The organism is Nocardia sp. FDAARGOS_372 (assembly GCF_002554515.1).
GTDB classification, from domain to species: Bacteria; Actinomycetota; Actinomycetes; order Mycobacteriales; family Mycobacteriaceae; genus Nocardia; species Nocardia farcinica.
This window is the reverse complement of the sequence record NZ_PDDW01000001.1, coordinates 933,575-953,867: the sequence shown is the minus strand read 5'-3', so window position 1 is coordinate 953,867 and position 20,293 is coordinate 933,575. Positions and strand designations below refer to the sequence as shown.

Sequence of the window (20,293 nt, the reverse complement as noted above, 5' to 3'; positions counted from 1 at the left end):
GTCACCCCGCCCGGTCACCGCTGTCGACCAGCAGGTCTCGCAGGGTGACGAACGCTGCACGCAGCAGGTCACCGTAATGCCGCGGATCCGGCATCGCCGTCTCGTCGGTGCTGAACGAGATGACGACTTCCTCGCCCTGCGAGGTGACCAGGTGGCGCAGGCAGTCGCCGTCCATGGTGGGCAGGACGCCGAAGATCCTCGTCACCGGCCTGCCGAGGAAGGCGAGGTCGGTGGCGACCGGGGGGACGTTGCTGACGGTGGTGTTCATCAGCGGCACGGTCTCCACGGTGCGGTAGTCGCGCCGGGCGCGGGCCCAGCCCGCCAGCCGCAACAGCCAGGCCGGTGCGGTCTCCACCCGGGATTCGGCCCGCAGCACGTCCGGATGGACGTTGCGCTGCTTCTCCCGGGCGGCGGACCGGTGCACGGCGGCCAGCCGGACGAGGGGGTCCGGGACGTCGGTGTGCAGGTCGACATACCGCTGGCACAGCTGGTTCGCCGAGGTCCAGCCGATACCGCGCACCGACATCGGCACCATCGCGGCCAGGGAACCGGCGGGCAGCTCCCCGCGCTCGGCCAGGTAGTCGCCCAGTGCCAGGGAGACCGTGGTCAGCAGGAGGTCGTTGAGGGTGACCGGGGTGTCCGAGGCGGCCCTGGCGCGGCGGATGTCGGCGAGCGGGAGCGTGACCAGGTCGAAGACGAGCGGGCGGTGGACGGGGCGGTTGAACCGCGTGGCGGGCCGGGTCGGCAGCGGCGGGGGCAGGTCGGCGGGCTCGGTGGTGCGAGTGCGCCGCAGGTGCGCGGCGAAGCGGGCGGTGCCGACGGTGAGGGCGCTCGCGGTGCGCAGCGCGGCGGACGGGAGCCACGGGGTGCGGTCGAAGGTGGGCGGCGGCGGGAGCGGGTGCGGGCCGAAGAGCTTCAGTTCCAGTTCCCGGGTGGCGACGCCGTCGGCGGCACCGTGGTGGAACTTCAGGACGACCACGGTGGTCTCGCCCGGCAGGCCGGGCACGTCGGAGATCAGGTCGAGCACGTGGATCTCCCACGGCGGGCGGGCGAGGTCCATCGGGGTCGCGGCCAGCTCGGCGATCACCCGGCGCGCGTCGTCCCACGTGCCGCCGGTGCGCAGCGAAACATGCGCGCGCAGATCCGGATCCGGGTGGGGCACCCAGTAGGGCAGGTCCAGGTCGAGCGGGACGCGCCGAAGGCGGCGATGGAACAGCGGTGCCAGACCGAGACGGTCGCGCACCCAGTCCAGCACCGCGGCCTCGGTCAGCGGGGTGGTCGCGGTGCAGGCATAGCAGCCGACGACGGTGGACGGGTGGGTGTCGGTCTCGTCGTAGACGAACACGGCGTCGCGCGGATGCAGCCGCTGCGCCGACACACGGGCGGCGTGGCTCATTCGGCGCCGATCGACCGGGCGATCATCGGCCAGGAGTCGCGCAGGTCGTCCTGCCAGTACCCCCACGAATGGGTGCCGGGGCGCCGGATGTTGTAGGTGATGTCGGTGCGGCCGAGTTCGGCGGTGCGCTGGGCCAGCCGGGTCGTGCACAGGTTGGTCACCGATTCGATGGCGCCGCCGACCAGTGTCTGGTTGAGCAGCTGCCGATCGTCGTTGTGCAGCCGCGGGTTGGCGAGGGTGTCGTGCGGGCCGGGCAGGCCGCTGCCGCTGGAGATGTACATCGGTATCGGCGGCAACCGGTGCGCCTGCAGGTACGGGTCGTGTTCGCGCCAGCCGTCGCCGCCGGTGGGCCCCCACATGTTCTCCGGGTCGCCGCCGCCGAGGCTGATCACCACGGTGACGAACATCCGGCCGAGCGGGTCGCTGGTCATCGCGCAGCCGCTGTAGGCCGCGACGCTGCGGTAGCGGGTCGGGGCCTGAATGGTGAGGTCGAGCACCGAGCTGCCCGCCATCGAGATGCCGGCCAGCGCGTTCGCGCCGGTCGCGCCGAAGGTCGCATCGATCACCGGCGGCAGTTCCTCGGTGAGGAAGGTGGTCCACATGTTGCGGCCGTTGTTGCCCAGCGTCTCGGCCAGGCCCTCGTCGGCCCGCTCCCAGTCGGTGTAGTAGCTGAACGCGCCCTCCATCGGGATGACGACGTTGACGTGTTTGTCGGCGAAGAAGTCCACCGCGTCGGTCTGGCCGAACCAGTTGGCCGCGTCCTCGCCGCCACCGGCCCCGTTGAGCAGGTACAGCGTCGGCGCGGGGCGGGTGGTGTCGGCGGGCCGCAGCACCTTCACCGCGATCGAGCGCTGCATGGCGGGGGAATACACGGCGAGGTCGACGAGCCGGGAGGGCGTTCCCGTCACCGCGGGGGCGTCCGGCGTCGCGGTCGCCACGGCACCGGTCAGGGGTGTGCAGGCGAGCGCGAGAACGGTTGCGGCGCAGGCCAGTGCACGGTTTCTGCGGGGATCCATCGTTCGATCAACCTTCGACCGGAACAGTGGAGACGCCCGGCTCCGCGGGCGTCTCCACGGGTCCTGCGCGCCTACTTGCCCGCTCCCGGCGTGCCGCCGCTCAGGCTGATCAGCGCGTTCACGATCCTGGTGCCGGTCTCGCCGAGGCTGGCGGTGCCCATGCCGAGGATGTCGATCAAAGATCCCATTGTTCTCTCCTTGCGTTGCTGGTTTCAGGAGCCGGCGGACGCCGGACTCGGAGGTCGGATCGCGGAGCCGGCCGGCACTCAGCCGGCGAAGCCCGTGATGCCCTCGAGCGAGCCGAGGAACACATCCCACAACCCGTCGCCGGCCACGGCGGAGCCGAGGGCGGGAATCAAAGCGCCGAGCAGGTCGCTGAGCGAACCCATAGCGAATCTCCTTCGTCCGTGGTATGCACCAGACCTCACAGCCATCGAGGGGTCGGCTGCGGCGCAATCGGTGCATGCCATCTCGTGTGACCGGGGCAACATATCAAGCGATCAGTTGGCCGACAAGGCATGTTTCACATTTTCCCGCATTCATGGGATGTAATGCCTGGTCAGGGCACTTTTCGCAGGTCATGCCCACGAAACTCGGGGCACGGCGATACACCGGACGATCTCGGGGTGCGCGAGCAAATTTCCAGTGGGAAACGACTGATCGAGCGGTTCGCAGCCACGGAAAGCGACAGCAGGGCGGGCGACGCTGTGCGGTGTCCCAGGGACCGCAGCGCGCCTCGGCACCGCCTCCGACAGATAGCAATTATCTGGCGAATAAGCTCACCATCGGGTGCGTCGCGCCGGTTTCGCCGCGGACGTCGCGGGTAGGCGGGAGGGAAGCGACGTCCGGATCGGAGGTATGGCGATGAGCGGCGACACGGATCTCCCGCTGCCCGACTACGACCAGCTCGAGGTCGGTTCCATCGAGCACCGCATCAGGGCACTCGACCTCGACGCCGTCCGGCGGCTGCTCGACCACGAGCGCGGCGCCGCGCACCGCCCCCGGGTGGTCGCGATCCTGTCCGCGCGGATCGACCAGCTCGAGGCGGGCGCCCAACCCTCCGGCGGCGACCCCGGCAACGCCCCGCCGGTACACGGCGAACCCGGCGGCTCCCCGGTACACCCCGCCCACTCCCCCGCCGACAACACCCCCCTGCGCCACGGCGTCGCCGGCCAAACCCCCGCCCGCGGCAAACCCTGACCCGGACGGGGACGAACCGGTCACCTCACCGCGACGAACACCTAGGGGCGCCTTGCCCTGCGGATCGGTGCCGGTGTAGGTGATGGTCACATCGGCCAGCAGATACTGTGAACCTGCCGGAGGCGCATCGTTGAACGGGTTCTCCTCTGCCACAGCGTCATTCGCATTGGGCGTGACGCTGTTGACGGTGACCCGCCAGTCGCCGTCGGCGATCACCGATCCCAGCGGATACGGACCCGCGCGGGTTCCGCGACTCCCTGGCGTGTCTCGAGCGGCCGCGTCGGAGTCGGTCGCCTGGCCGGGAGCGGCCGGAGTGACAACCGAAACGTCGCTGCTGAATGCCTCGTCGAAGCGTGCGCCCGGCGTCGCGAGCCCGGGGTCGGGTGCCCTACGTGTTACCATACGTTTGTGAAGATCAAGACCAGCGTGTACCTCGATCAGGAGCAGGTCGAGCGTCTCAAGCGCGCCGCGGAGGCCGCTGGTCGTTCGGAAGCCGACCTGATTCGGGAAGGCGTGGACCTGGTGCTGCTACGAACCCCGCGGGCACCGCGAACCCGCGAGTGGCCCTCGTTCGACTCGGGTGACCCGCGGTTCGCCGTAGACGCCGAGGAACATCTTCGCTCGGCATACGAGCGGTGAGCTTCTTCATCGCCGACACCTCCGCGCTGATCGCCGCGTACGACAATGCGGCAGCGCAGCAGGAAAAGGTGCGGACTCTACTCGCGAGCTCGGTCGCCGTCGTCTCCCCGCTGGTCCTGGACGAGGTCGATCACTTGCTCGTCGCCCGCTTCGGAAAGGACCGGCGCGTCGCCGATCTCGTCCTGGACGATCTGCTCACCTCGGCCGAGGAAGGGGCGATCCTCGTCCCTCCCGTCGACCACCACGACCTGCGGGTGGCTCAGCGACTCATCCACCAGTTCGGCGGTCTACGCCTCGACCTGGCCGATGCTGTGAACGTGGTGCTCGCTGAACGTTATCTGACGAATGTCATCGTGACGCTCGACGAACGTGACTTCCGCGCACTGACCCCGCTCACCCCATCCTTCGCCGCTTTCCACCTGCCCATCCAGGACGGCGAATCAGAGTAGGCGTTGCCGGGAGGAGTCGGGATGAGTGTGCTGGTGCGGGTCGGGCTGCTGGAGTTGGCGTTCGGGGCGATGTTCGGGTGGGTGATCGCGGGTAGCCACGCCGCGCCGCGGCTGTTCGAGCGGTGGGGGGTGGTGAGTCCGCGCAGGCTGCTGCAGGCGCACCTGGACTACATCATCATGGGGGTCATCCTGATCGCGGTCGGGGTGGCGGTGCCCGACCTCGCGGGGTGGATCGTCGCACTGGTGATCCTGGGCACCCTGCTCAATCCGACCTTGTTCCTGCCGTTGGCGTTTCGCGAGGAGTTGACCGGCCACCTCGCCTATCGCGCGGTGAGTGTGCTGTCGTTCCTGGCCACCAGCGTCGGGCTGGTCGCGGCGGCGTTCAGCTACTGACAGCCGGAAGCGGGTACGGTTGGTTAGGCAACCCTTATTCGCTATTGCCGGAGGTTCTCTTGGCCCGCCCACGTACCACCCTCACCGTGCTGCGCACCGAGCAGCTCACCCCGCACCTGATCCGCGTCCACTTCGGCGGCCCCGGGTTCGCCGCGTTCCGGCCGAGTGAGTTCAGCGATTCCTACATCAAGCTGATCTTCCCGCGCGCGGACGGCGAGGTGCTGCGGACCTACACCGTGCGCCGGGTCGACGCCGCGGCCGCCGAGCTGGCGGTCGATTTCGTGTACCACGGCGACGAGGGCGTCGCCGGCCCGTGGGCCGCCTCGGTACAGCCGGGCGAGACCATCGACGTGTACGGGCCGGGCGGGGCGTATTCGCCGCGCCAGGACGCCGACTGGCATCTGCTCGCCGGGGACGAGGCCGCGCTGCCCGCCATCGCCGCCGCCCTCGAGACGATGGACCCGGGCGCGTCCGGGCTGGCCTTCGTCGAGGTACCCGGCCCCGCGGACGAACTGCCGCTGACCACCCCGGCGGGCATCGAACTGACCTGGCTGCACCGGGGCGACCGCCCGGCGGGCGAACTGCTGGCCGAGACGGTGCGGGCCGCGCAGTGGCGGCCCGGCCGGGTACAGGTCTTCATCCACGGCGAAGCGCACGCGGTGATGCAGGACCTGCGCCGGTACATCCGCCGCGAACGCGAGGTGCCCGCGGAGTGGGCGTCCTCGATCTCGGGCTACTGGCGGCGCGGCCGCACCGAGGAGGGCTTCCGCCAGTGGAAGGCCGACCTGGCGGCGAAGGAGTCCGCGCCCGCCGCGAGTTGAGCGGTCAGTCCCGCCACCCGCTCGAGGCCAGGATCATGTCCCAGGTGAGGTAGGGCAGGTGCGGGTGGCGCTGGTGCACGATCTCGCCGGGCAGGGTGGCCGGTGGCGCCTTGCGCGGGTCGGCGAGCGCCTGCCGTTCGATCGCCTCGGTGAGCGCGCGGCTGCCGCCCAGCCGCGGATACCGCTCGTGCACCCGGTCGGCCAGGCCGGGCGGCAGGTCCGCCGGGCCGCCGGCCACATCGATGCCGATGCCCTCCACGGTGATCCACATCTCCGGACGGCGCCTGCGCCGATGGACCGGGGAGTCGCCGAAGCCCGTGGTGTGCCAGGCGATGGCGTCCCACACCACGTCCACCCGCTCGTCGGTGACGCCGTTGCGCTCCAGGAACTCCGCGGCGTAATCGGCGCCGTCGAACTCGAAACGTTGGCTGCCGTTGGCGATCTCGGCCAGGCCGATGTCGTGCAGGGCGCTGATGAGGTACATCAGCTCCTCGTCGTAGTCGTGGCCGGGCCGCATGCCGCGCGCGGCGGCCACCGCTCGGGCGAAGAGGAATCCGCGCACGCTGTGGTTCCGCAGATGCGCGGGGAGTTCGGCGTCGATCAGTTCGGTGGCGCGGCGGGCCAGCGGGGTGGTCGGCACCGCGAGCGGATCGTCCGGTGCGGCAGGTTGATGCGCGTCGGCGGCCGCGACCGCGGCGGAGGCGAGGACGGCGGCGGACGCACCGAGGGCGGCACGGCGGGACAGGGACATGGGTCACCCCTCTGGTCGAGAACGGATCGGATCAGTGCGCGCGGAAGCGCGCCCGGTAGTCGCTGGGCGTGACGCCGAGCACCTTGACGAAGGTGCGGCGCAGTGTTTCCTCGGAGCCGAGCCCGCAGCGGCGCGCCACCACGGGAATCGGATCGGTGCTCGCCTCCAGCAGGTGCTGCGCGGCTTCCACCCTGGCCCGTTCGACGAACCGGCCCGGCGTCGTCCCGAGTTCCCTGCGGAACAGGCGGCTCAGATGCCGTTCGCTCATGGCGGCGCGGGCCGCCAGCGCGGGCAGGCTGTGATCACCTGCGGGATCGGCGATCACGGCATCGACGACGGCACGCACGCCGTCGGCGCGCGGGCCCGCGATCTGGGCGCGCACGCTGAACTGGGACTGGCCGCCCGGCCGGCGCAGGAACACGACCAGCTGTTTGGCGACGGTGCGGGCCAGCTCCTGGCCCTGGTCCTCCTCCACCAGCGCCAGTGCCATGTCGATGCCCGCGGTGACCCCGGCCGAGGTGACGACGCCCCCGTCGCGCACGTAGATGGCGTCGGGCTGCACGGCGACGCGCGGAAAGCGCCGGGCCAGTTCGCCGCAACCCATCCAGTGCGTGGTGACCCGGCGGCCGTCGAGCAGCCCGGCTTCGGCGAGGACGAAAGCGCCGGTGCAGACCGCGGCGACCCGGCGCGCCCGCCCGGCCAGCGCGCCGACGGCGGCGACCAGGCGCGAGTCCGGCCGGTCGTCGGGCGCGAAGCCCGGGACGAGCAGCGTGTCGATCCGCGCGGCCACCTCCGCGAACGCGCAGTCCGCGCCGAGCGGTGCGCCCACGTCGGTGCGCACCGGGCCGCCGTCGAGGGAGGCGAATCGCACCCGCCGCCGCGCCCAGTGCAGCACCTGGACCGGACCGGCGACATCCAGCAGCAGCACCCCGTCGGCAAGGGCGACCACCACGTCGTCGCGGTCCGTCGATTCCATGCGTTCAGTCTCTCGACCGCGACGGCATGTCCACAAGGACACGTCGCCCACAGATTCGGACACGGTCGGGGCGTCCGGTCCCGGCGGCGCATGCCGCGACCGGCCCGGTGCGGGCGGTAGCGTCGGGAGCATGAGCAGCCTCGACGTGGCGGTGATCGGATACGGCTTGGCGGGTGCGGTCTTCCACGCACCCTTGATCGCGGCGCATCCGCGGATGCGGGTGGCGGCGGTGGTGACGGGTTCGGCCGAGCGCGCCGAACAGGCCCGGCGCGAGCACCCCGGGGTGCGGGTGCTGCCCGACGCCGACGCGCTCTTCGCCGATCCGGGCGACGTCGGCCTCGTCGTCGTGGCCACCCCGAACCGGACCCACGCGCCGTTGGCGTTGCGTGCCGTCGCGGCCGGGCTGGCCGTGGTGGTGGACAAGCCGTTCGCCGTGTCCGCGGCCGAGGCCGCGGAGGTGGTGGCCGCCGCGCGGCGGGCGAACGTGGTGCTCTCGGTGTTCCAGAATCGGCGCTGGGACGGCGATTTCCGCACGGTGTGCCGGCTCGTCGAGACCGGGGAGCTGGGCGAGGTGCGCCGGTTCGAGTCGCGGTTCGAGCGGTGGCGGCCGGTGTCCAAGGGCGGCTGGCGCGAGGTCGGCACCGCCGCCGACGGCGCGGGCCTGCTCTACGACCTCGGCTCGCACCTGGTCGACCAGGCGCTCACGCTGTTCGGACCGGTGCGGTCGGTGTACTGCGAACTCGACAACCGGCGCCCGGAGGTGCGCACCGACGACGATGTGTTCCTCGCGCTGACCCACCACAGCGGCGTGCGGGCGCACCTGTGGGCGAGCGCGGTCGCGCCGCGGCTCGGGCCCCGGTTCCGCGTGCTGGGGGCGCGGGCGGGCTATGTCACGTTCGGGCTCGACCCGCAGGAGGACGCGCTGCGGGCGGGCCGCCGTCCCGGTGCAAGCGACTGGGGCACAACCCCTCCCGAGGCGTGGGGCACTCTCGGCGCGGAGCCCGACAGCGCGCCGTACCCGACGCTGCCCGGCGACTACCCGGCCTTCTACGACGGCATGGCGCGGGCGGTTCTCGACGGTGGCCCGGTGCCGGTCGATCCCGCCGACGCGGTGGCCGGACTGCGCGTCCTGGAAGCCGCGCGCCGCTCCGCCGAGGACGGGCTGGTCGTCGCCGTCGACTGACGACCCGACGCCGGGAGCCGGTGCGGTGCGGCGGTGCGATCGCTAGGGTTCGGCGGGTGCACACCGCCGAATTCGTCGATCGTGGCGCCTCCCTCGTGGACCGGCTCACGACCACGCAGAGTCCGCCGCCGTGGCAACTGGTCCTCGTCACCGCCGTGCTGGCGCTGGTGCTCGTCGCCGCCGGGCCGCTGTGGCGGATCACCCGCAACGCGGTCACCATCGCGCACGAGGGCGGCCACGCGCTCGTCGCGCTGGTCACCGGCCGCAGGCTCGACAGCATCACCCTGCACTCGGACACCTCGGGCCTGACGGTCTCGCGCGGAAAGCCCTACGGCCCCGGCATGATCCTCACCGCGCTCGCCGGGTATCCGGCCCCGCCGCTGCTCGGGCTCGGTTTCGCGGCGTTGCTGGCCGCCGACCGGATCACGCTCATGTTGTGGACCTCGATCGCGCTGCTGGCCGCCGTGCTGATCAAGGTGCGCAACCTCTACGGCCTGTGCACGGTCCTCGCCCTGGGCGCGCTGGTGTTCGCGGTGTCCTGGTTCGGCACCGACCTCGTGCAGGCGGCCTTCGCCTACCTGGCCGCCTGGTTCCTGCTGTTCGCCGGGCTGCGGCCGGTGGTCGAGATGCAGCGCGGCCGCCGACACCGGTGGGGCAATCCGGGCGGCGTCGACTCCGACGCCGACCAGCTCGCCGCGCTCACCCACCTGCCCGCGCTGCTGTGGGTGCTGATCTTCGCCGCGATCGCCCTGGCCGCCCTGCTCTACGGTGGCGGGCTGCTGCTGTCGGAGGCGACCGGACTGTGCCTGCCCGCGATCTCCTCGGGCAATTGCCCGGCGCCGGGCTGAACCGGTCACCCCGGCACCGGAAACGGCATCCGAGCCGGTGGTCAGCGGGGCGTCGTCCGCATCAGCTCGCGTGCCCGCGCCACCAGTTCCTCGGGTGGCCGCGTTCCGTCGAGCACCACGCCCGGCTCGTCGGGCCCGAGTGGCTCCAACAGCGCCAGCTGGGAATCCAGCAGCTGCGGTGCCATGAAGTGCCCGCGGCGTTCGCGCACCCGCCGATCCAGCACCGGCCGCGGCACGTCGAGGTGCACGAACAGCACATCGGGCGCGGCCGCGCGCAGCGTGTCGCGGTAGGCGCGGGCCAGCGCCGAACAGCTCACCACGCCTCCGCCGGTCGCCCCGGCCAACCAGGCGGCGATGCGGTCCAGCCACGGCCTGCGCTCGGCGTCGGTCAACGGGATACCGGCGCGCATGCGCTCGATGTTCGCCGCCGGATGGAAGTCGTCGCCCTCGGCGAAGGGCACACCCAGTGCCGCTGCCAGGCGCGTTCCCACCGTCGTCTTGCCGGATCCGGTCACGCCCATCACCACCACCCGCGGCGCGGATTCGTTCTGCGTCATCCCCCCATGGTGCGTGTCGCGGACGCGATCGGTGGGTGGGTAGCCTTTCGGGGTTCGATCGGCTCGAAGGGAACCCGCTACGCGATGCAACCGCTCGGCTTGGACGATCCGCGACGGATCGGCGACTACCGGCTTCTCGGCGTCCTCGGGGCGGGCGGCATGGGGCGGGTGTACCTGGGGCGCAGCGCGGGCGGCCGCACCGTCGCGGTGAAGGTGATCCGGCCCGATCTGGTCGCCGACCCGGAGTTCCGCACCCGCTTCCAGCGCGAGGTGGCCGCCGCCCGGCGCGTCGGCAGCTCGTGCACCGCGCCGGTGCTCGACGCCGACGTGGCCGCGAACCCGCCGTGGCTGGCCACCGGTTACGTCGCCGGGCTCGCGCTGTCGGATGCGGTGGAGCGGTTCGGTCCGCTCGGTGAGCACACCCTGCTCGTGCTCGCCCACGGCTTGGCCGAGGCCCTGATCGCGGTGCACGCGGCGGGGGTGGTGCACCGCGACCTCAAGCCCTCCAACGTGCTGCTGGCCCTCGACGGGCCGAAGGTGATCGATTTCGGCATCGCCCGCGCCATGGACGACACCTCGCTCACCACGACCGGCAAGGTCATCGGTTCCCCGGCGTTCATGAGTCCGGAGCAGGTGACCGGCGAACCGATCGGGCCCGCGGGCGACATGTTCGCCCTCGGCGGCGTGCTGGCCTACGCCGCCGCAGGCCAAGGGCCGTTCGGCACCGGCGACACGGTGCAGTTGCTGTGGCGCGTCGTCTACGAGGAACCGCGGATCGAGGCGGTGCCGCCGCGGCTGCGGCCGGTGGTGGCCGCCTGCCTGGCCAAGAACCCGGCCGACCGGCCCACCCCGCGGCAGGTGCTCGACCAGCTCACCGCGCTCGGCCTGCCCGACCGCGCGGGCTGGCTGCCCGCGCCGGTGCTCGAGGACGTCAGCGCCCGTGCCGTGCGGCTGCTCGATCTCGACTCCGAACCCGACGACGGCTACGGCGAACCCACCCGAGCGGCCACCATCCCGTCCGGCCACGGCACCGCACTTTCGCATCCCGGCACCGCCCGCTACCCGCAGGACGACCCCTACCGGCAGTCGTCGGGCGGGTACGGCATCGCGGCGGGGCAGGGCACCGGAGCGCAGCCCGAGCCCGGCCGCTACGGCACCACCCCGACCGGGTGGCACACCCACACCGCACACTCCGGCTCCGACCGCTCGGTGGACCGGAATCACCATGTCCCCCAGGATCATTCGGCGAACTCTCCACACGGCTGGCAACACGGGTCCGGCGCGGGCCGCACCGACGCGACAGCCCTGCACCGCCCGTCCACCGCGCACGAGCCGTCCACCCGCCGGTCCGGCCGGCGCGGGCCGCTGGTGGCGGCCCTGGTCGTCGTCGGAACGGCCGTCGCCGCGGGCGCTTTCGTGATCGGTACGCAGTTGCGGGACCAGCCCCCGCACGAGAACGCGGGCGCCCCGCCGAGCGCACAGGTCGCCGAACCGACCGAGACCGCGCCGACCACCACGGCGGCCACGTCGACGACCACCGCCCCCGAATCCGCGGTACCCGCCGAGTTCGTCGGCACCTGGCGCGGCACGGCGGCCGACGGCCTGGTGGCCTTCGACATCGAACTCGTCATCGACGAGGGCGAGATCGGCGCGGAGGTGGCCCGCTCGGCCAACACCGGCAAACTCATCGGACAGCGGTGCAGCCGCGTCGAACGGCTCACCGAGGCGAATTCGCAGCAGCTCACCTTCGTCGCGCGGCTGGCCGACGACAGCCCGCGCGACTGCCGCGACGAGGGCGCGGTCACCACCGTGCGCCTGCAACCGGACGGCTCCCTCGCCTACAGCACCCCGGGACTGTTCGGCGGTTCGATCGCGGGGATCCTGCGCCGCGGCTGACCGGGTTAGGCTGTATCCCAGCCCGCTCGACGTCCCAGCCCGCTCGACATCCCAGCCGCTCGACCGCGTCACCGCCCGATCGCCGATCACTCGCCGACCCGAAAGCGCAGCGACCCATGAGCCTTCGCCCCGCGCGGCCGTTCCTGCCCCTCGCCGTCCTCGCGGCACTGCTGTGCAGCGCGCTCACCCTGCTCGTCCCCGCGCGCGCCGCCGCCGTCGCCGACACCGCCTGCGGTGCGCCGCTCGCGCCCGCGACCGTGGCCGAGATCGCCGACCTCGCCGACACCACCGAGGTCGCCGACCCGGCCACCGGCAGCTCCCTCGACCGGCTCGAGCGCGCGGTGGAGCGGCACCGGCGCATCACCGAGATCCTCGTCGAGCACCGCGACCGCCGCGGCCTGCTCGCGCTCGGCCTGGACACCGTCGAACAGACCGCGGTGATGCCGCTGCAGCGCACGCCCGCTGCCTTCGACGACCCGGAGTGGGCGCACCGCATCAGCCTCGACCTGCTGCTGCGCTTCCTGCGGAACCTGCACGCCGAGTTCACCGGCGGGCCGACCGAACCCCAATGGACGCACTATTTTGCGCTCACCCGCCGCTGCGAACTCTCCGCGGCCCGGGTCGCGATGGCCGGCTACAACGCCCACCTCAGCGTCGACCTCGCCAACGCCGTCGCCGCCACCCGCGCCACCCCGGCCGATGCCCGCGACTACTTCACCATCGTCGACGCGATCGCCAGTCACGGCTTCCTGATCGTGGACGCGACGAAGGCGATCTACGGCGGCGACCTGGGTCCGCTGTGGCGGTTCTACTTCGTCGGGGAGGGCTTGGATGCCGTGCTCGGCGCGGGCGTGGCGACCGGGCCACTGCTGCGGCTGGCCGACGCGGGCGCCAATGTGGTGATCTTCGGCAACGGTCTGGCACTCCAGGATCCGGCGCTCGAACCCGCGGTGCGCGCCGAGATCGACGTGCTGTGGCGCAGCGCGGACGCCGCCTTCGAGGTGCTGGCAGCCGTCGGCGGCCTGTGAGACGTCCGCGGATCGTGGCGCATCCGCGGACTGTGCGGGTCAGGGCTTGCGGCCGACCCCGCCCCAGGCCGACGCGCGACGAACGCCCTGCTCGGCCTCGTCGGTGCGCCAGAAATTGATCGGCACCACACCGGGTTCGACGAGTTCGAGCCCGTCGAACAGTCCGCGGATCTGCTCGGAGGTGCGCGGAGTATAGGGCACCCCACCGGTTTTCGCGTAGTTCGCGCACAGCCGGACATAGCCGGGATCGTCGGTGGTGCCGTCGTAGAGCACCAGGTAGCTGCCCGAGGCCAGCGGCTCCATGATGGTGCGCACCACGCGGCGCGCGTCCTCGTAGGAGGCGGCGTGGCCGAGGACGCCGATGAACATCACCGCCACCGGCTTGCTCAGGTTCAGCACGTTGCGGCTGTCGGCGAGGATGAGCTCGGGAGCGTTGAAATCGGCCTCCATGTAGGTGGTCACGCCCTCGTCGGTGGTGTTGACCAGCAACGCCCTGGCATGGGCCAGCACCAGCGGGTCGTTGTCCACGTAGACGATCTTGGCGTCCGGCGCCGCGGCCTGGGCCACCTCGTGGGTGTTCTGCATGGTGGGCAGACCCGTGCCGATGTCGAGGAACTGGCGCACCCCGGCCTCGGTGGCCAGCCAGTGCACGGCCCGGATCAGGAACTGCCTGGACTGCACCGCCATCGAGCGGATCTCGGGGTAGCTGGCCAGCCCGGCTTCACCGGCTTGGCGGTCCACCTCGTAGTAGTCACGCCCGCCCAGCCAGAAGTTCCAGATGCGCGCCGAGGACGGGACATCGGTTCGGACGGGACGGTGCTGGTCGACCATGGGTGACTCCTGAAACACTTTTCCGGCGATGTCGTGGCGACTGTACCGCCGATCCCACTGTCGCAGCAGGGTCTTCGGTCACCGGTCCAGTACCGCCATGGCGGCGTTGTGGCCGCCGATCCCGCTGACGCCGCCGCCGCGCACCGCACCCGCACCGCAACACAGCACGTTCGGCACGCCGGTCGCCACCCCCCACCGGTGCGCGGGATCGTCGGCCTCGGTTGCGCGCCACGGGAACTCGAGATCGCCGTGGAAGATGTGTCCGCCCGGCAAACCCAGCTCCCGCTCCAGGTCCAGCGGCGAGCGCACCTCCAGGCACGGTCTGCCCTCGGCGTCCTCGGCCAGGCAGTCGGCCAACGGTTCGGCGAGCACCGCGTCGAGCCCGGCCAGCGCCGACCGCAACGCCGCGGCCCTGGCCGCCTCCGGATCGTCGCGGAAAAGCCGTGCGGGCGTGTGCAGTCCGAACAGGGTGAGGGTGTGCATCCCGGCCGCGTCGCCGGTCAGGATCGACGGGTCGGTCAGCGTGTGACAGTACAGTTCCGACGGCAGCACCGCGGGCATCCGCCCGTGCGCGGCACTGCGATAGGCGGCGTCGAGTTCGCGGTAGGACTCGGCCACGTGGAAGGTGCCCGCGAAGGCGTCCCGGGGATCGACCGCGGTGTCGCGCAATCGCGGCAATCGGCGCACCACCATGTTGACCTTCAGTTGGGAGCCTTCGGGTTCGCCGCCCGGCGCGCGGCCGAGCAGCCGATCCAGTTCGCGCGGGGCGGCGTTGACGAGCACGTGCCCGGCACCGACCGCACCGCCGTCGTAGCACACCTCCGCGGTGCGCCCGTCGCTGTCGATGCCGGTCACGGCGGTGCCGGTGCGGATCTCGGCGCCTGCCGCGCGGGCGGCGTCGGCGAGCGCGGAGGTCAGTGCGCCCATGCCGCCCACCGGCACCGTCCAGTCACCGGTCCCGCCACCGATGACGTGGTAGAGGAAGCAGCGGTTCTGCCGCAGGGTGGGGTCCTCGCCGTGGGTGAACGTGCCGATCAGCGCGTCGGTGCAGACGATGCCGCGCACGGTGTCGTCGGCGAAGGTGGCGGTGAGGGCCTCGCCGAGCGGCCGTTCGAACACCGCCGCCCAGGTCCGGTCGTCGTCGACGCGGGCGCGCAGTTCGGCGCGGGTGGGCAGCGGTTCGGTCAGGGTCGGGAACACCCGGTGCGCCAGCCGGGCGGTGGCGGCGTAGAAGCGTTGCCACGCCTCGAATTCCCGGTCCGAGCCGGTGAGCTCGCGGAACGAGGCGCGGGTGCGGGCGAGGTCGGCGGTGTCGACGAGCAGGCCGCCGCTACCGACCGGGGTGTAGGACGAGATGCGCCTGCGCCGGGTGTGGAAGCGCAGGCCGAGATCGCGCACGATGCGCTCCGGCAGCAGGCTCACCAGATACGAGTAGCGCGAGACCCGGGCGTCCACTCCCGGGAACGGACGTTGCGAGACCGCCGCACCGCCGGTGTGGTCGAGCCGCTCCAGCACCAGCACCGAACGCCCGGCGCGGGCCAGATACGCGGCGGCGACCAGACCGTTGTGCCCGCCGCCGACCACGACCACGTCATAGCTACCTCGCGTCATCGGTCCTCGATAGCACGGCGGCGCGGCCGCGGCCCAACACCGACACGCCGGTCAGGCGCCGGTGACCACGCACCCGTAGCCCACCGGCGTGCCGACACCGGTCCACACATCCACCGCCACCGCGGCCACCGCGTCGGGTGCCTGGCCCGCGCTGATCCGGTGCATTCCGGGTGTGGCCGGTACCCAGGTGACGAGCGCGACCCCGCCGGTGGGACGCACGGTCGCCAGCGGAATCCCGTTGTCGTAGAAGTACACCGGGGCCACCGGATCGGTGACGAAGGCCTGGATCGTCGCGGTGCAGCCGGTGCCGTAGTCGCTGTCGATGCCCCAGGTGAGGTTGGGCAACGTCTTCAGTCCGGTGACGGCACCGGCCGCGGCCGGTGCCGTGGCCACGGCGAGCCCGGCGGCGCAGGCGCACAGGCCTGCGGCGACGGCGGCGCGGACGCGGGTGTGCGCGGTGACGGTCATCGGCGTGGCCCTTCCGGATCGACGCGGGAAACCCACTGCGATCGTAGGGCGGCGACCGGCCCGATCGGGGCCTTTCCGCCGATCTCGCAACGATCCGGCAAACCGTGCCGTGCCGGTCAGGCCGTGGGGCCGCCCGCCACGTAGACGACCTGGCCGGAGACGAAGCCCGCACCCTCGCTCACCAGGAACGACACCGTGTGCGCGATGTCCTCCGGCGTGCCGGTGCGCGCCACCGGAATCTGCTTGGCGGCGGCCTCGCGGAACTGCTCGAACGGGATTCCCAGCCGCTCGGCGGTGGCCGCGGTCATGTCGGTCTCGATGAAGCCGGGGGCGATGGCGTTGACGGTGACGCCGAACTTGCCGAGCTCGATCGCCAGCGTCTTGGTGAAGCCCTGCAGGCCCGCCTTGGCGGCGGAGTAGTTGGCCTGGCCGCGGTTACCCAGCGCCGAGGTGCTCGACAGGTTCACGATGCGGCCCCACTTCGCCTCGGTCATGTACTTCTGGGTGGCCCGGCTCATCAGGAACGAGCCGCGCAGGTGCACGTTCATCACCGCGTCCCAGTCCTGCACCGACATCTTGAACAACAGGTTGTCGCGGGTGATACCGGCGTTGTTCACCAGCACGGTCGGCGCGCCGAGCTCGCTCGCCACCCGCTGCACCGCGGCGTCCACGGACTGCTCGTCGGCGACGTCGACGCCGACGGCCAGTGCCCGGCCGCCCGCCGCCTCGATCTCGCCGACGACCGGCCCGGCCGCCGACTCTTCCAGATCCAGGACGGCGACCGCGAAGCCGTCGGCGGCCAGCCTGCGTGCGGTCGCGGCGCCGATGCCGCGCGCGGAACCGGTGACGATGGCGGTGCGGGAGGTCGATGCGCTCATGATGCTCCAGACATGTTCGAGGGCGCGCCGGTGTGGGACCGGCGGATACCGAATAACATAGACGCGCCCGGCGGCACGACGCGGCATTTTGATACACAGTCGACTGCCTGTATTATTCGCCGGATGACCACTCCCCCACGCCCCGCGGGCACCCGATCCCCGGGCAGGCCCGCGTCGGCGACCCGCCAGGAGGTCGTCGCGCTCGCCCGGCGCGCCTTCCTGGCCGGCGAACGGGTGGACGTGCAGGCGATCGCGGCCGAACTCGGCCTCAGCCGCGCCTCGATCTACCGCTGGTTCGGCTCCCGCGACGGCCTGCTCGGCGCGATGCTGGTCCAGGAGTACGAGCAGATGATCGCCAAAGCCGACGCCAAGTGCCGGGCGCGCGGCGGACGCCGGATCCTCGACGTGCTCGACCGCGTGGCCCGCTGGGAGGCGGTGAACGAACCGTTCCGCCGGTACTTCGAGAACGAGCCGATGTCGGGACTGCGGATCCTCACCGCCAGCGACGGGCCGGTGCAGCCGCGGGCCGTCGCCGCCGTCGCCGAACTCATCAGCCGGGTCGAGACCGAGGACGGGTATCAGCCGCCGCTCGAACGCGACCTGCTGGCCTACACCCTGGTGCGCATCGGCGAGGCGTTCCTCTACACCGACACCGCCGCGGGCATCCGCAACGACGTGGACCGGCTGCGCGAGGTGTATTCGGTGCTGGTGGGGCTGGTTCCGCCGACCTCCGGCTGAACCACACCGGAGCGGAACTACTCCACCACCAGGACGACCAGGCCCGCGCCGCCCGCCGACTCCTGGCCCGGCCCACCGAACATCGTGATCGACCGGCGCGGGTCGAGCCGGTCGACCACCTCCGGCAGGGACGGGCCGATCTGCTCGGCCCGCACCAGGCACACGTGCCACGCGACGTCGAGGCGCGCGGCACGCCGCATCTGGCCGGGGCCGCCGTCGAGCACCAGCGCTCCGGAGTCGGCGACGGCAGCCGCGCAGGTCGTCACGACCGCGTCGACCCCGTCGAACTCCTCGGCGGCCGACATCGGACTGTCGGTGACCACCCGGTGGCCCGCGTTCCGCCACGGCGCCAGCAGGGCGGCGGGCAGCCCGTCGGGCACCATCACCGCGGTCGCGCCGAGCGTGCGCAGCGCGTCGTCGAGTGCCGCGGCGACCTCTTCTTCGGCGACCCGCCGCCCCCGCGCACCGTCGCGCGCGAGGCGGGCGAGGAAGTCCGAGACGAGGCCGGCGCGGTCGGCCGGGTCGATCGCGGCGTGCCTGCCGCGCCGCACCGGAACCACCCGCTCGTCGTCGGGCAGTTCGACGAGCAGGTCGCGGACCCGGCGCAGCAGCTGTTCGTCGGAGCTCACGGCGCCGCCCTCCGGGGTGCGCGCGGTTCGCACCTGCCCTCGGTCATGTCTCACCTCACCGTTGTCGCCTACGCGGGTCGACGGCCTCTCGCGTCCGCGACCGCCGGGCCGTCCCGCACCGGGCAACGTACCCGCGCCGCGCGGGGCGTGGCAACCGCATGATCCCCGTCACGACGGGCCTATGCTGCGGATATGTCCCCTGGCGAGATGTCCTCCGGTACGCGACCGCCGCCCGTTCCCCTCGCCGGTGGTGCGCCGGCGCGCGCCCGCTACCGCAGCATCGCCGACCTCGACGCCGACATCGCCGCCTGCCGCGCCTGCCCTCGGCTGGTGCGGTGGCGCGAACTCGTCGCCGAGACCAAGCGCGCGGCGTTCCGCGACGAGACGTACTGGGGCCGCCCGGTGCCCGGCTTCGGTCCCGACGACGCCCGGCTGCTGCTCGTGGGACTCGCGCCCGCCGCGCACGGCGGCAACCGGACCGGGCGGATGTTCACCGGTGACCGCAGCGGTGACGTCCTCTTCGCCGCCCTGCACGCGGTCGGCCTGGCCAATCAGCCCACCGCGGTGCATCCCGGCGACGGGCTGCGCCTGCTCGGCGCGCGGGTGACCGCCCCGGTGCACTGCGCCCCGCCGGACAACAAACCCACGGTGGCCGAACGCGATCGGTGCCGCGGCTGGCTCGACGTCGAGCTCGGGTTGCTCGCGCCGACCGTGCGCGCCATCGTGGTACTCGGCGGCTTCGGCTGGCAGGCGCTGCTGCCCGCGCTGGCCGAGGCGGGGTGGGCGGTGCCACGGCCGCGGCCGAAGTTCGGGCACGGGGTGCGGGTGCGGCTGGAACCGGCCGCCGCGGACCGCGCGCCGCTCGAGCTGTTCGGCTGCTACCACGTCAGCCAGCAGAACACCTTCACCGGCAGGCTGACCCCGGCGATGCTCGAAGCCGTGCTGGCCGAAGCCGCCGACGCCGCCGGACTGCGGACCACGTCGTGAGCGACCGTACGGAAAGGGCACGCCGATGAGCGGTTTCACCCGATTGCTCCGCCCCGCCCTGCTCGCCGCGGCCGCCTCGCCCCGCGTCGAGCGCACCGTCACGTCGCTGCGCGCGACCCGGGCGCTGGTGGACCGCTTCGTGGCGGGCACCACCGAGGCCGACGCGCTCGGCACCGTCGAGGCGCTGCTGGCCTCCGGCCGCTGGATCACCGTCGACCATCTCGGTGAACACACCACCGACCTGGCGCGGGCCCGCGACACCGTCGCCCACTACCGCCGCCTGCTCGCGGCCCTCGCCGAACTGCCCGCCGCCGGTGCGCCGGGAACGGTCCGCCCGCTCGAGGTCTCGGTCAAGCTCTCCGCACTCGGCCAGGCCCTGCCCGGCGACGGTGCGGCGATCGCGCTCGACCACGCCCGCGAGATCTGCACCGCCGCGTCCGCGGCCGGGATCGGCGTCACGGTGGACGCCGAGGACCACACCACCACCGACGCCACCCTCGCCGTCGTGCGCGAGCTGCGAGCGGACTTCCCGGGCGTCGGCACCGTCCTGCAGGCCTATCTGCGCCGCACCGAGGGCGATTGCCGAGAATTGGCCGGGCCGGGATCACGGGTCCGGTTGTGCAAGGGCGCCTATCGCGAACCCGCATCGGTGGCCTTCCAACGCGCCGCCGAGGTGGACGATTCCTACCGCCGATGCTTGCGCATCCTCATGTCCGGCCGGGGTTACCCGATGGTCGCCAGCCACGATCCCGCGATGCTGGCCGAGGCCGATCGCCTGGCCGCCGAAACCGGACGGGGCCCGGACGATTTCGAATACCAGATGCTGTTCGGCATCCGCGACGCCGAACAGCGCCGCCTCGCCGACGCGGGCCACCGCATGCGGGTCTACGTGCCCTACGGCGACCAGTGGTACGGCTATTTCATGCGCCGCCTCGCCGAACGCCCCGCGAATCTGGCCTTCTTCCTCCGCGCCGCCGCCTCCCGCGACCGCGCCTGAT

23 protein-coding genes are annotated in these 20,293 nt (G+C 72.4%); 12 read left to right on the top strand and 11 right to left on the bottom strand.

Annotation, left to right across the window (positions count from 1 at the left end; genetic code table 11):
* Window position 1: 1 nt before the first annotated feature.
* The 3 genes from CRM89_RS04880 to CRM89_RS31960 form a co-directional block, all read right to left on the bottom strand.
* A complete protein-coding gene (locus CRM89_RS04880; protein WP_098083326.1) occupies window positions 2–1,396 on the bottom strand; it encodes a wax ester/triacylglycerol synthase family O-acyltransferase in 1,395 nt (464 codons plus the stop codon).
* On the bottom strand, window positions 1,393–2,412 hold the full coding sequence (locus CRM89_RS04875; protein WP_098083325.1) for an alpha/beta hydrolase family protein: 1,020 nt from the start codon (window positions 2,410–2,412) through the stop codon (window positions 1,393–1,395). Before CRM89_RS04875 ends, CRM89_RS04880 begins: the two co-directional genes overlap by 4 nt.
* Window positions 2,413–2,678: 266 nt before the next feature.
* Window positions 2,679–2,801: a hypothetical protein gene (locus CRM89_RS31960; RefSeq protein ID WP_255266225.1), complete on the bottom strand. Its 123-nt coding sequence runs from the start codon at window positions 2,799–2,801 to the stop codon at window positions 2,679–2,681.
* A gap of 475 nt (window positions 2,802–3,276) precedes the next feature.
* On the opposite strand from CRM89_RS31960, the gene CRM89_RS04870 reads away from it, so the two are divergent.
* The 5 genes from CRM89_RS04870 to CRM89_RS04845 all read left to right on the top strand — a co-directional run bounded on the left by CRM89_RS04870 (window position 3,277) and on the right by CRM89_RS04845 (window position 5,914).
* Window positions 3,277–3,612 carry a hypothetical protein gene (locus CRM89_RS04870; protein WP_050768268.1) on the top strand — a complete coding sequence of 112 codons (336 nt, stop codon included), beginning with the start codon at window positions 3,277–3,279 and terminating at the stop codon, window positions 3,610–3,612.
* 408 nt (window positions 3,613–4,020) lie between these two features.
* Window positions 4,021–4,251 (top strand): CopG family transcriptional regulator, encoded by a 231-nt coding sequence (locus tag CRM89_RS04860; RefSeq protein ID WP_011208906.1) that lies wholly within the window; start codon window positions 4,021–4,023, stop codon window positions 4,249–4,251.
* On the top strand, window positions 4,248–4,700 hold the full coding sequence (locus tag CRM89_RS04855) for a PIN domain-containing protein (RefSeq protein ID WP_172964444.1): 453 nt from the start codon (window positions 4,248–4,250) through the stop codon (window positions 4,698–4,700). The genes CRM89_RS04860 and CRM89_RS04855 overlap by 4 nt, the downstream gene beginning before the upstream one ends.
* A 21-nt stretch (window positions 4,701–4,721) precedes the next feature.
* Entirely contained in the window at window positions 4,722–5,093 is a 372-nt protein-coding gene (locus tag CRM89_RS04850) for a hypothetical protein (protein ID WP_060591805.1), read from the top strand.
* Between the two features lie 59 nt (window positions 5,094–5,152).
* Entirely contained in the window at window positions 5,153–5,914 is a 762-nt protein-coding gene (locus CRM89_RS04845) for a siderophore-interacting protein (RefSeq protein WP_041560086.1), read from the top strand.
* Window positions 5,915–5,918: 4 nt separating this feature from the next.
* On the opposite strand, the gene CRM89_RS04840 is transcribed toward CRM89_RS04845, so the two are convergent.
* Together CRM89_RS04840 and CRM89_RS04835 are read right to left on the bottom strand one after the other, a co-directional pair.
* Entirely contained in the window at window positions 5,919–6,665 is a 747-nt protein-coding gene (locus CRM89_RS04840; protein ID WP_098083322.1) for an HD domain-containing protein, read from the bottom strand.
* Window positions 6,666–6,696: 31 nt separating this feature from the next.
* The gene (locus CRM89_RS04835) at window positions 6,697–7,641 is read right to left on the bottom strand and encodes a GlxA family transcriptional regulator (protein WP_098083321.1); all 945 of its coding nucleotides are present in this window, start codon (window positions 7,639–7,641) and stop codon (window positions 6,697–6,699) included.
* Window positions 7,642–7,771: 130 nt separating this feature from the next.
* Here CRM89_RS04835 and CRM89_RS04830 point away from each other — a divergent pair, with 130 nt between their 5' ends.
* Window positions 7,772–8,824, top strand: a complete 1,053-nt coding sequence (locus tag CRM89_RS04830) for a Gfo/Idh/MocA family oxidoreductase (RefSeq protein ID WP_098083320.1) — start codon at window positions 7,772–7,774, stop codon at window positions 8,822–8,824.
* Between the two features lie 56 nt (window positions 8,825–8,880).
* Window positions 8,881–9,672 carry a M50 family metallopeptidase gene (locus tag CRM89_RS04825; RefSeq protein ID WP_098083319.1) on the top strand — a complete coding sequence of 264 codons (792 nt, stop codon included), beginning with the start codon at window positions 8,881–8,883 and terminating at the stop codon, window positions 9,670–9,672.
* A gap of 41 nt (window positions 9,673–9,713) precedes the next feature.
* Here the strand turns inward: CRM89_RS04825 and CRM89_RS04820 are convergent, their stop codons facing one another.
* Window positions 9,714–10,229, bottom strand: a complete 516-nt coding sequence (locus CRM89_RS04820; protein ID WP_011208898.1) for a gluconokinase — start codon at window positions 10,227–10,229, stop codon at window positions 9,714–9,716.
* A gap of 84 nt (window positions 10,230–10,313) precedes the next feature.
* Here CRM89_RS04820 and CRM89_RS04815 point away from each other — a divergent pair, with 84 nt between their 5' ends.
* Together CRM89_RS04815 and CRM89_RS04810 are read left to right on the top strand one after the other, a co-directional pair.
* Window positions 10,314–12,125 carry a serine/threonine-protein kinase gene (locus tag CRM89_RS04815; protein WP_098086877.1) on the top strand — a complete coding sequence of 604 codons (1,812 nt, stop codon included), beginning with the start codon at window positions 10,314–10,316 and terminating at the stop codon, window positions 12,123–12,125.
* 116 nt (window positions 12,126–12,241) lie between these two features.
* Window positions 12,242–13,153, top strand: a complete 912-nt coding sequence (locus CRM89_RS04810) for a DUF5995 family protein (protein ID WP_082668616.1) — start codon at window positions 12,242–12,244, stop codon at window positions 13,151–13,153.
* Window positions 13,154–13,192: 39 nt separating this feature from the next.
* On the opposite strand, the gene CRM89_RS04805 is transcribed toward CRM89_RS04810, so the two are convergent.
* The 4 genes from CRM89_RS04805 to fabG form a co-directional block, all read right to left on the bottom strand.
* Window positions 13,193–13,984: an SAM-dependent methyltransferase gene (locus CRM89_RS04805; RefSeq protein ID WP_060591813.1), complete on the bottom strand. Its 792-nt coding sequence runs from the start codon at window positions 13,982–13,984 to the stop codon at window positions 13,193–13,195.
* Between the two features lie 78 nt (window positions 13,985–14,062).
* The gene (locus tag CRM89_RS04800) at window positions 14,063–15,595 is read right to left on the bottom strand and encodes an NAD(P)/FAD-dependent oxidoreductase (protein ID WP_098083318.1); all 1,533 of its coding nucleotides are present in this window, start codon (window positions 15,593–15,595) and stop codon (window positions 14,063–14,065) included.
* 51 nt (window positions 15,596–15,646) lie between these two features.
* A complete protein-coding gene (locus CRM89_RS04795) occupies window positions 15,647–16,063 on the bottom strand; it encodes a hypothetical protein (RefSeq protein ID WP_011208893.1) in 417 nt (138 codons plus the stop codon).
* A gap of 116 nt (window positions 16,064–16,179) precedes the next feature.
* Window positions 16,180–16,941, bottom strand: coding sequence for a 3-oxoacyl-ACP reductase FabG (gene fabG / locus CRM89_RS04790; RefSeq protein WP_060591818.1), 762 nt, complete (start codon window positions 16,939–16,941; stop codon window positions 16,180–16,182).
* Window positions 16,942–17,064: 123 nt separating this feature from the next.
* Between fabG and CRM89_RS04785 the strand changes: the two genes are divergently transcribed.
* Window positions 17,065–17,679 (top strand): QsdR family transcriptional regulator, encoded by a 615-nt coding sequence (locus tag CRM89_RS04785; protein ID WP_011208891.1) that lies wholly within the window; start codon window positions 17,065–17,067, stop codon window positions 17,677–17,679.
* Window positions 17,680–17,696: 17 nt separating this feature from the next.
* Here CRM89_RS04785 and CRM89_RS04780 read toward each other — a convergent pair whose 3' ends face one another.
* The gene (locus tag CRM89_RS04780) at window positions 17,697–18,308 is read right to left on the bottom strand and encodes an LUD domain-containing protein (protein WP_127516063.1); all 612 of its coding nucleotides are present in this window, start codon (window positions 18,306–18,308) and stop codon (window positions 17,697–17,699) included.
* 207 nt (window positions 18,309–18,515) lie between these two features.
* Here CRM89_RS04780 and CRM89_RS04775 point away from each other — a divergent pair, with 207 nt between their 5' ends.
* Window positions 18,516–19,295 carry a uracil-DNA glycosylase gene (locus CRM89_RS04775; protein ID WP_082668617.1) on the top strand — a complete coding sequence of 260 codons (780 nt, stop codon included), beginning with the start codon at window positions 18,516–18,518 and terminating at the stop codon, window positions 19,293–19,295.
* 25 nt (window positions 19,296–19,320) lie between these two features.
* Window positions 19,321–20,292 (top strand): proline dehydrogenase family protein, encoded by a 972-nt coding sequence (locus tag CRM89_RS04770; protein ID WP_098083317.1) that lies wholly within the window; start codon window positions 19,321–19,323, stop codon window positions 20,290–20,292.
* Window position 20,293: the final 1 nt, after the last annotated feature.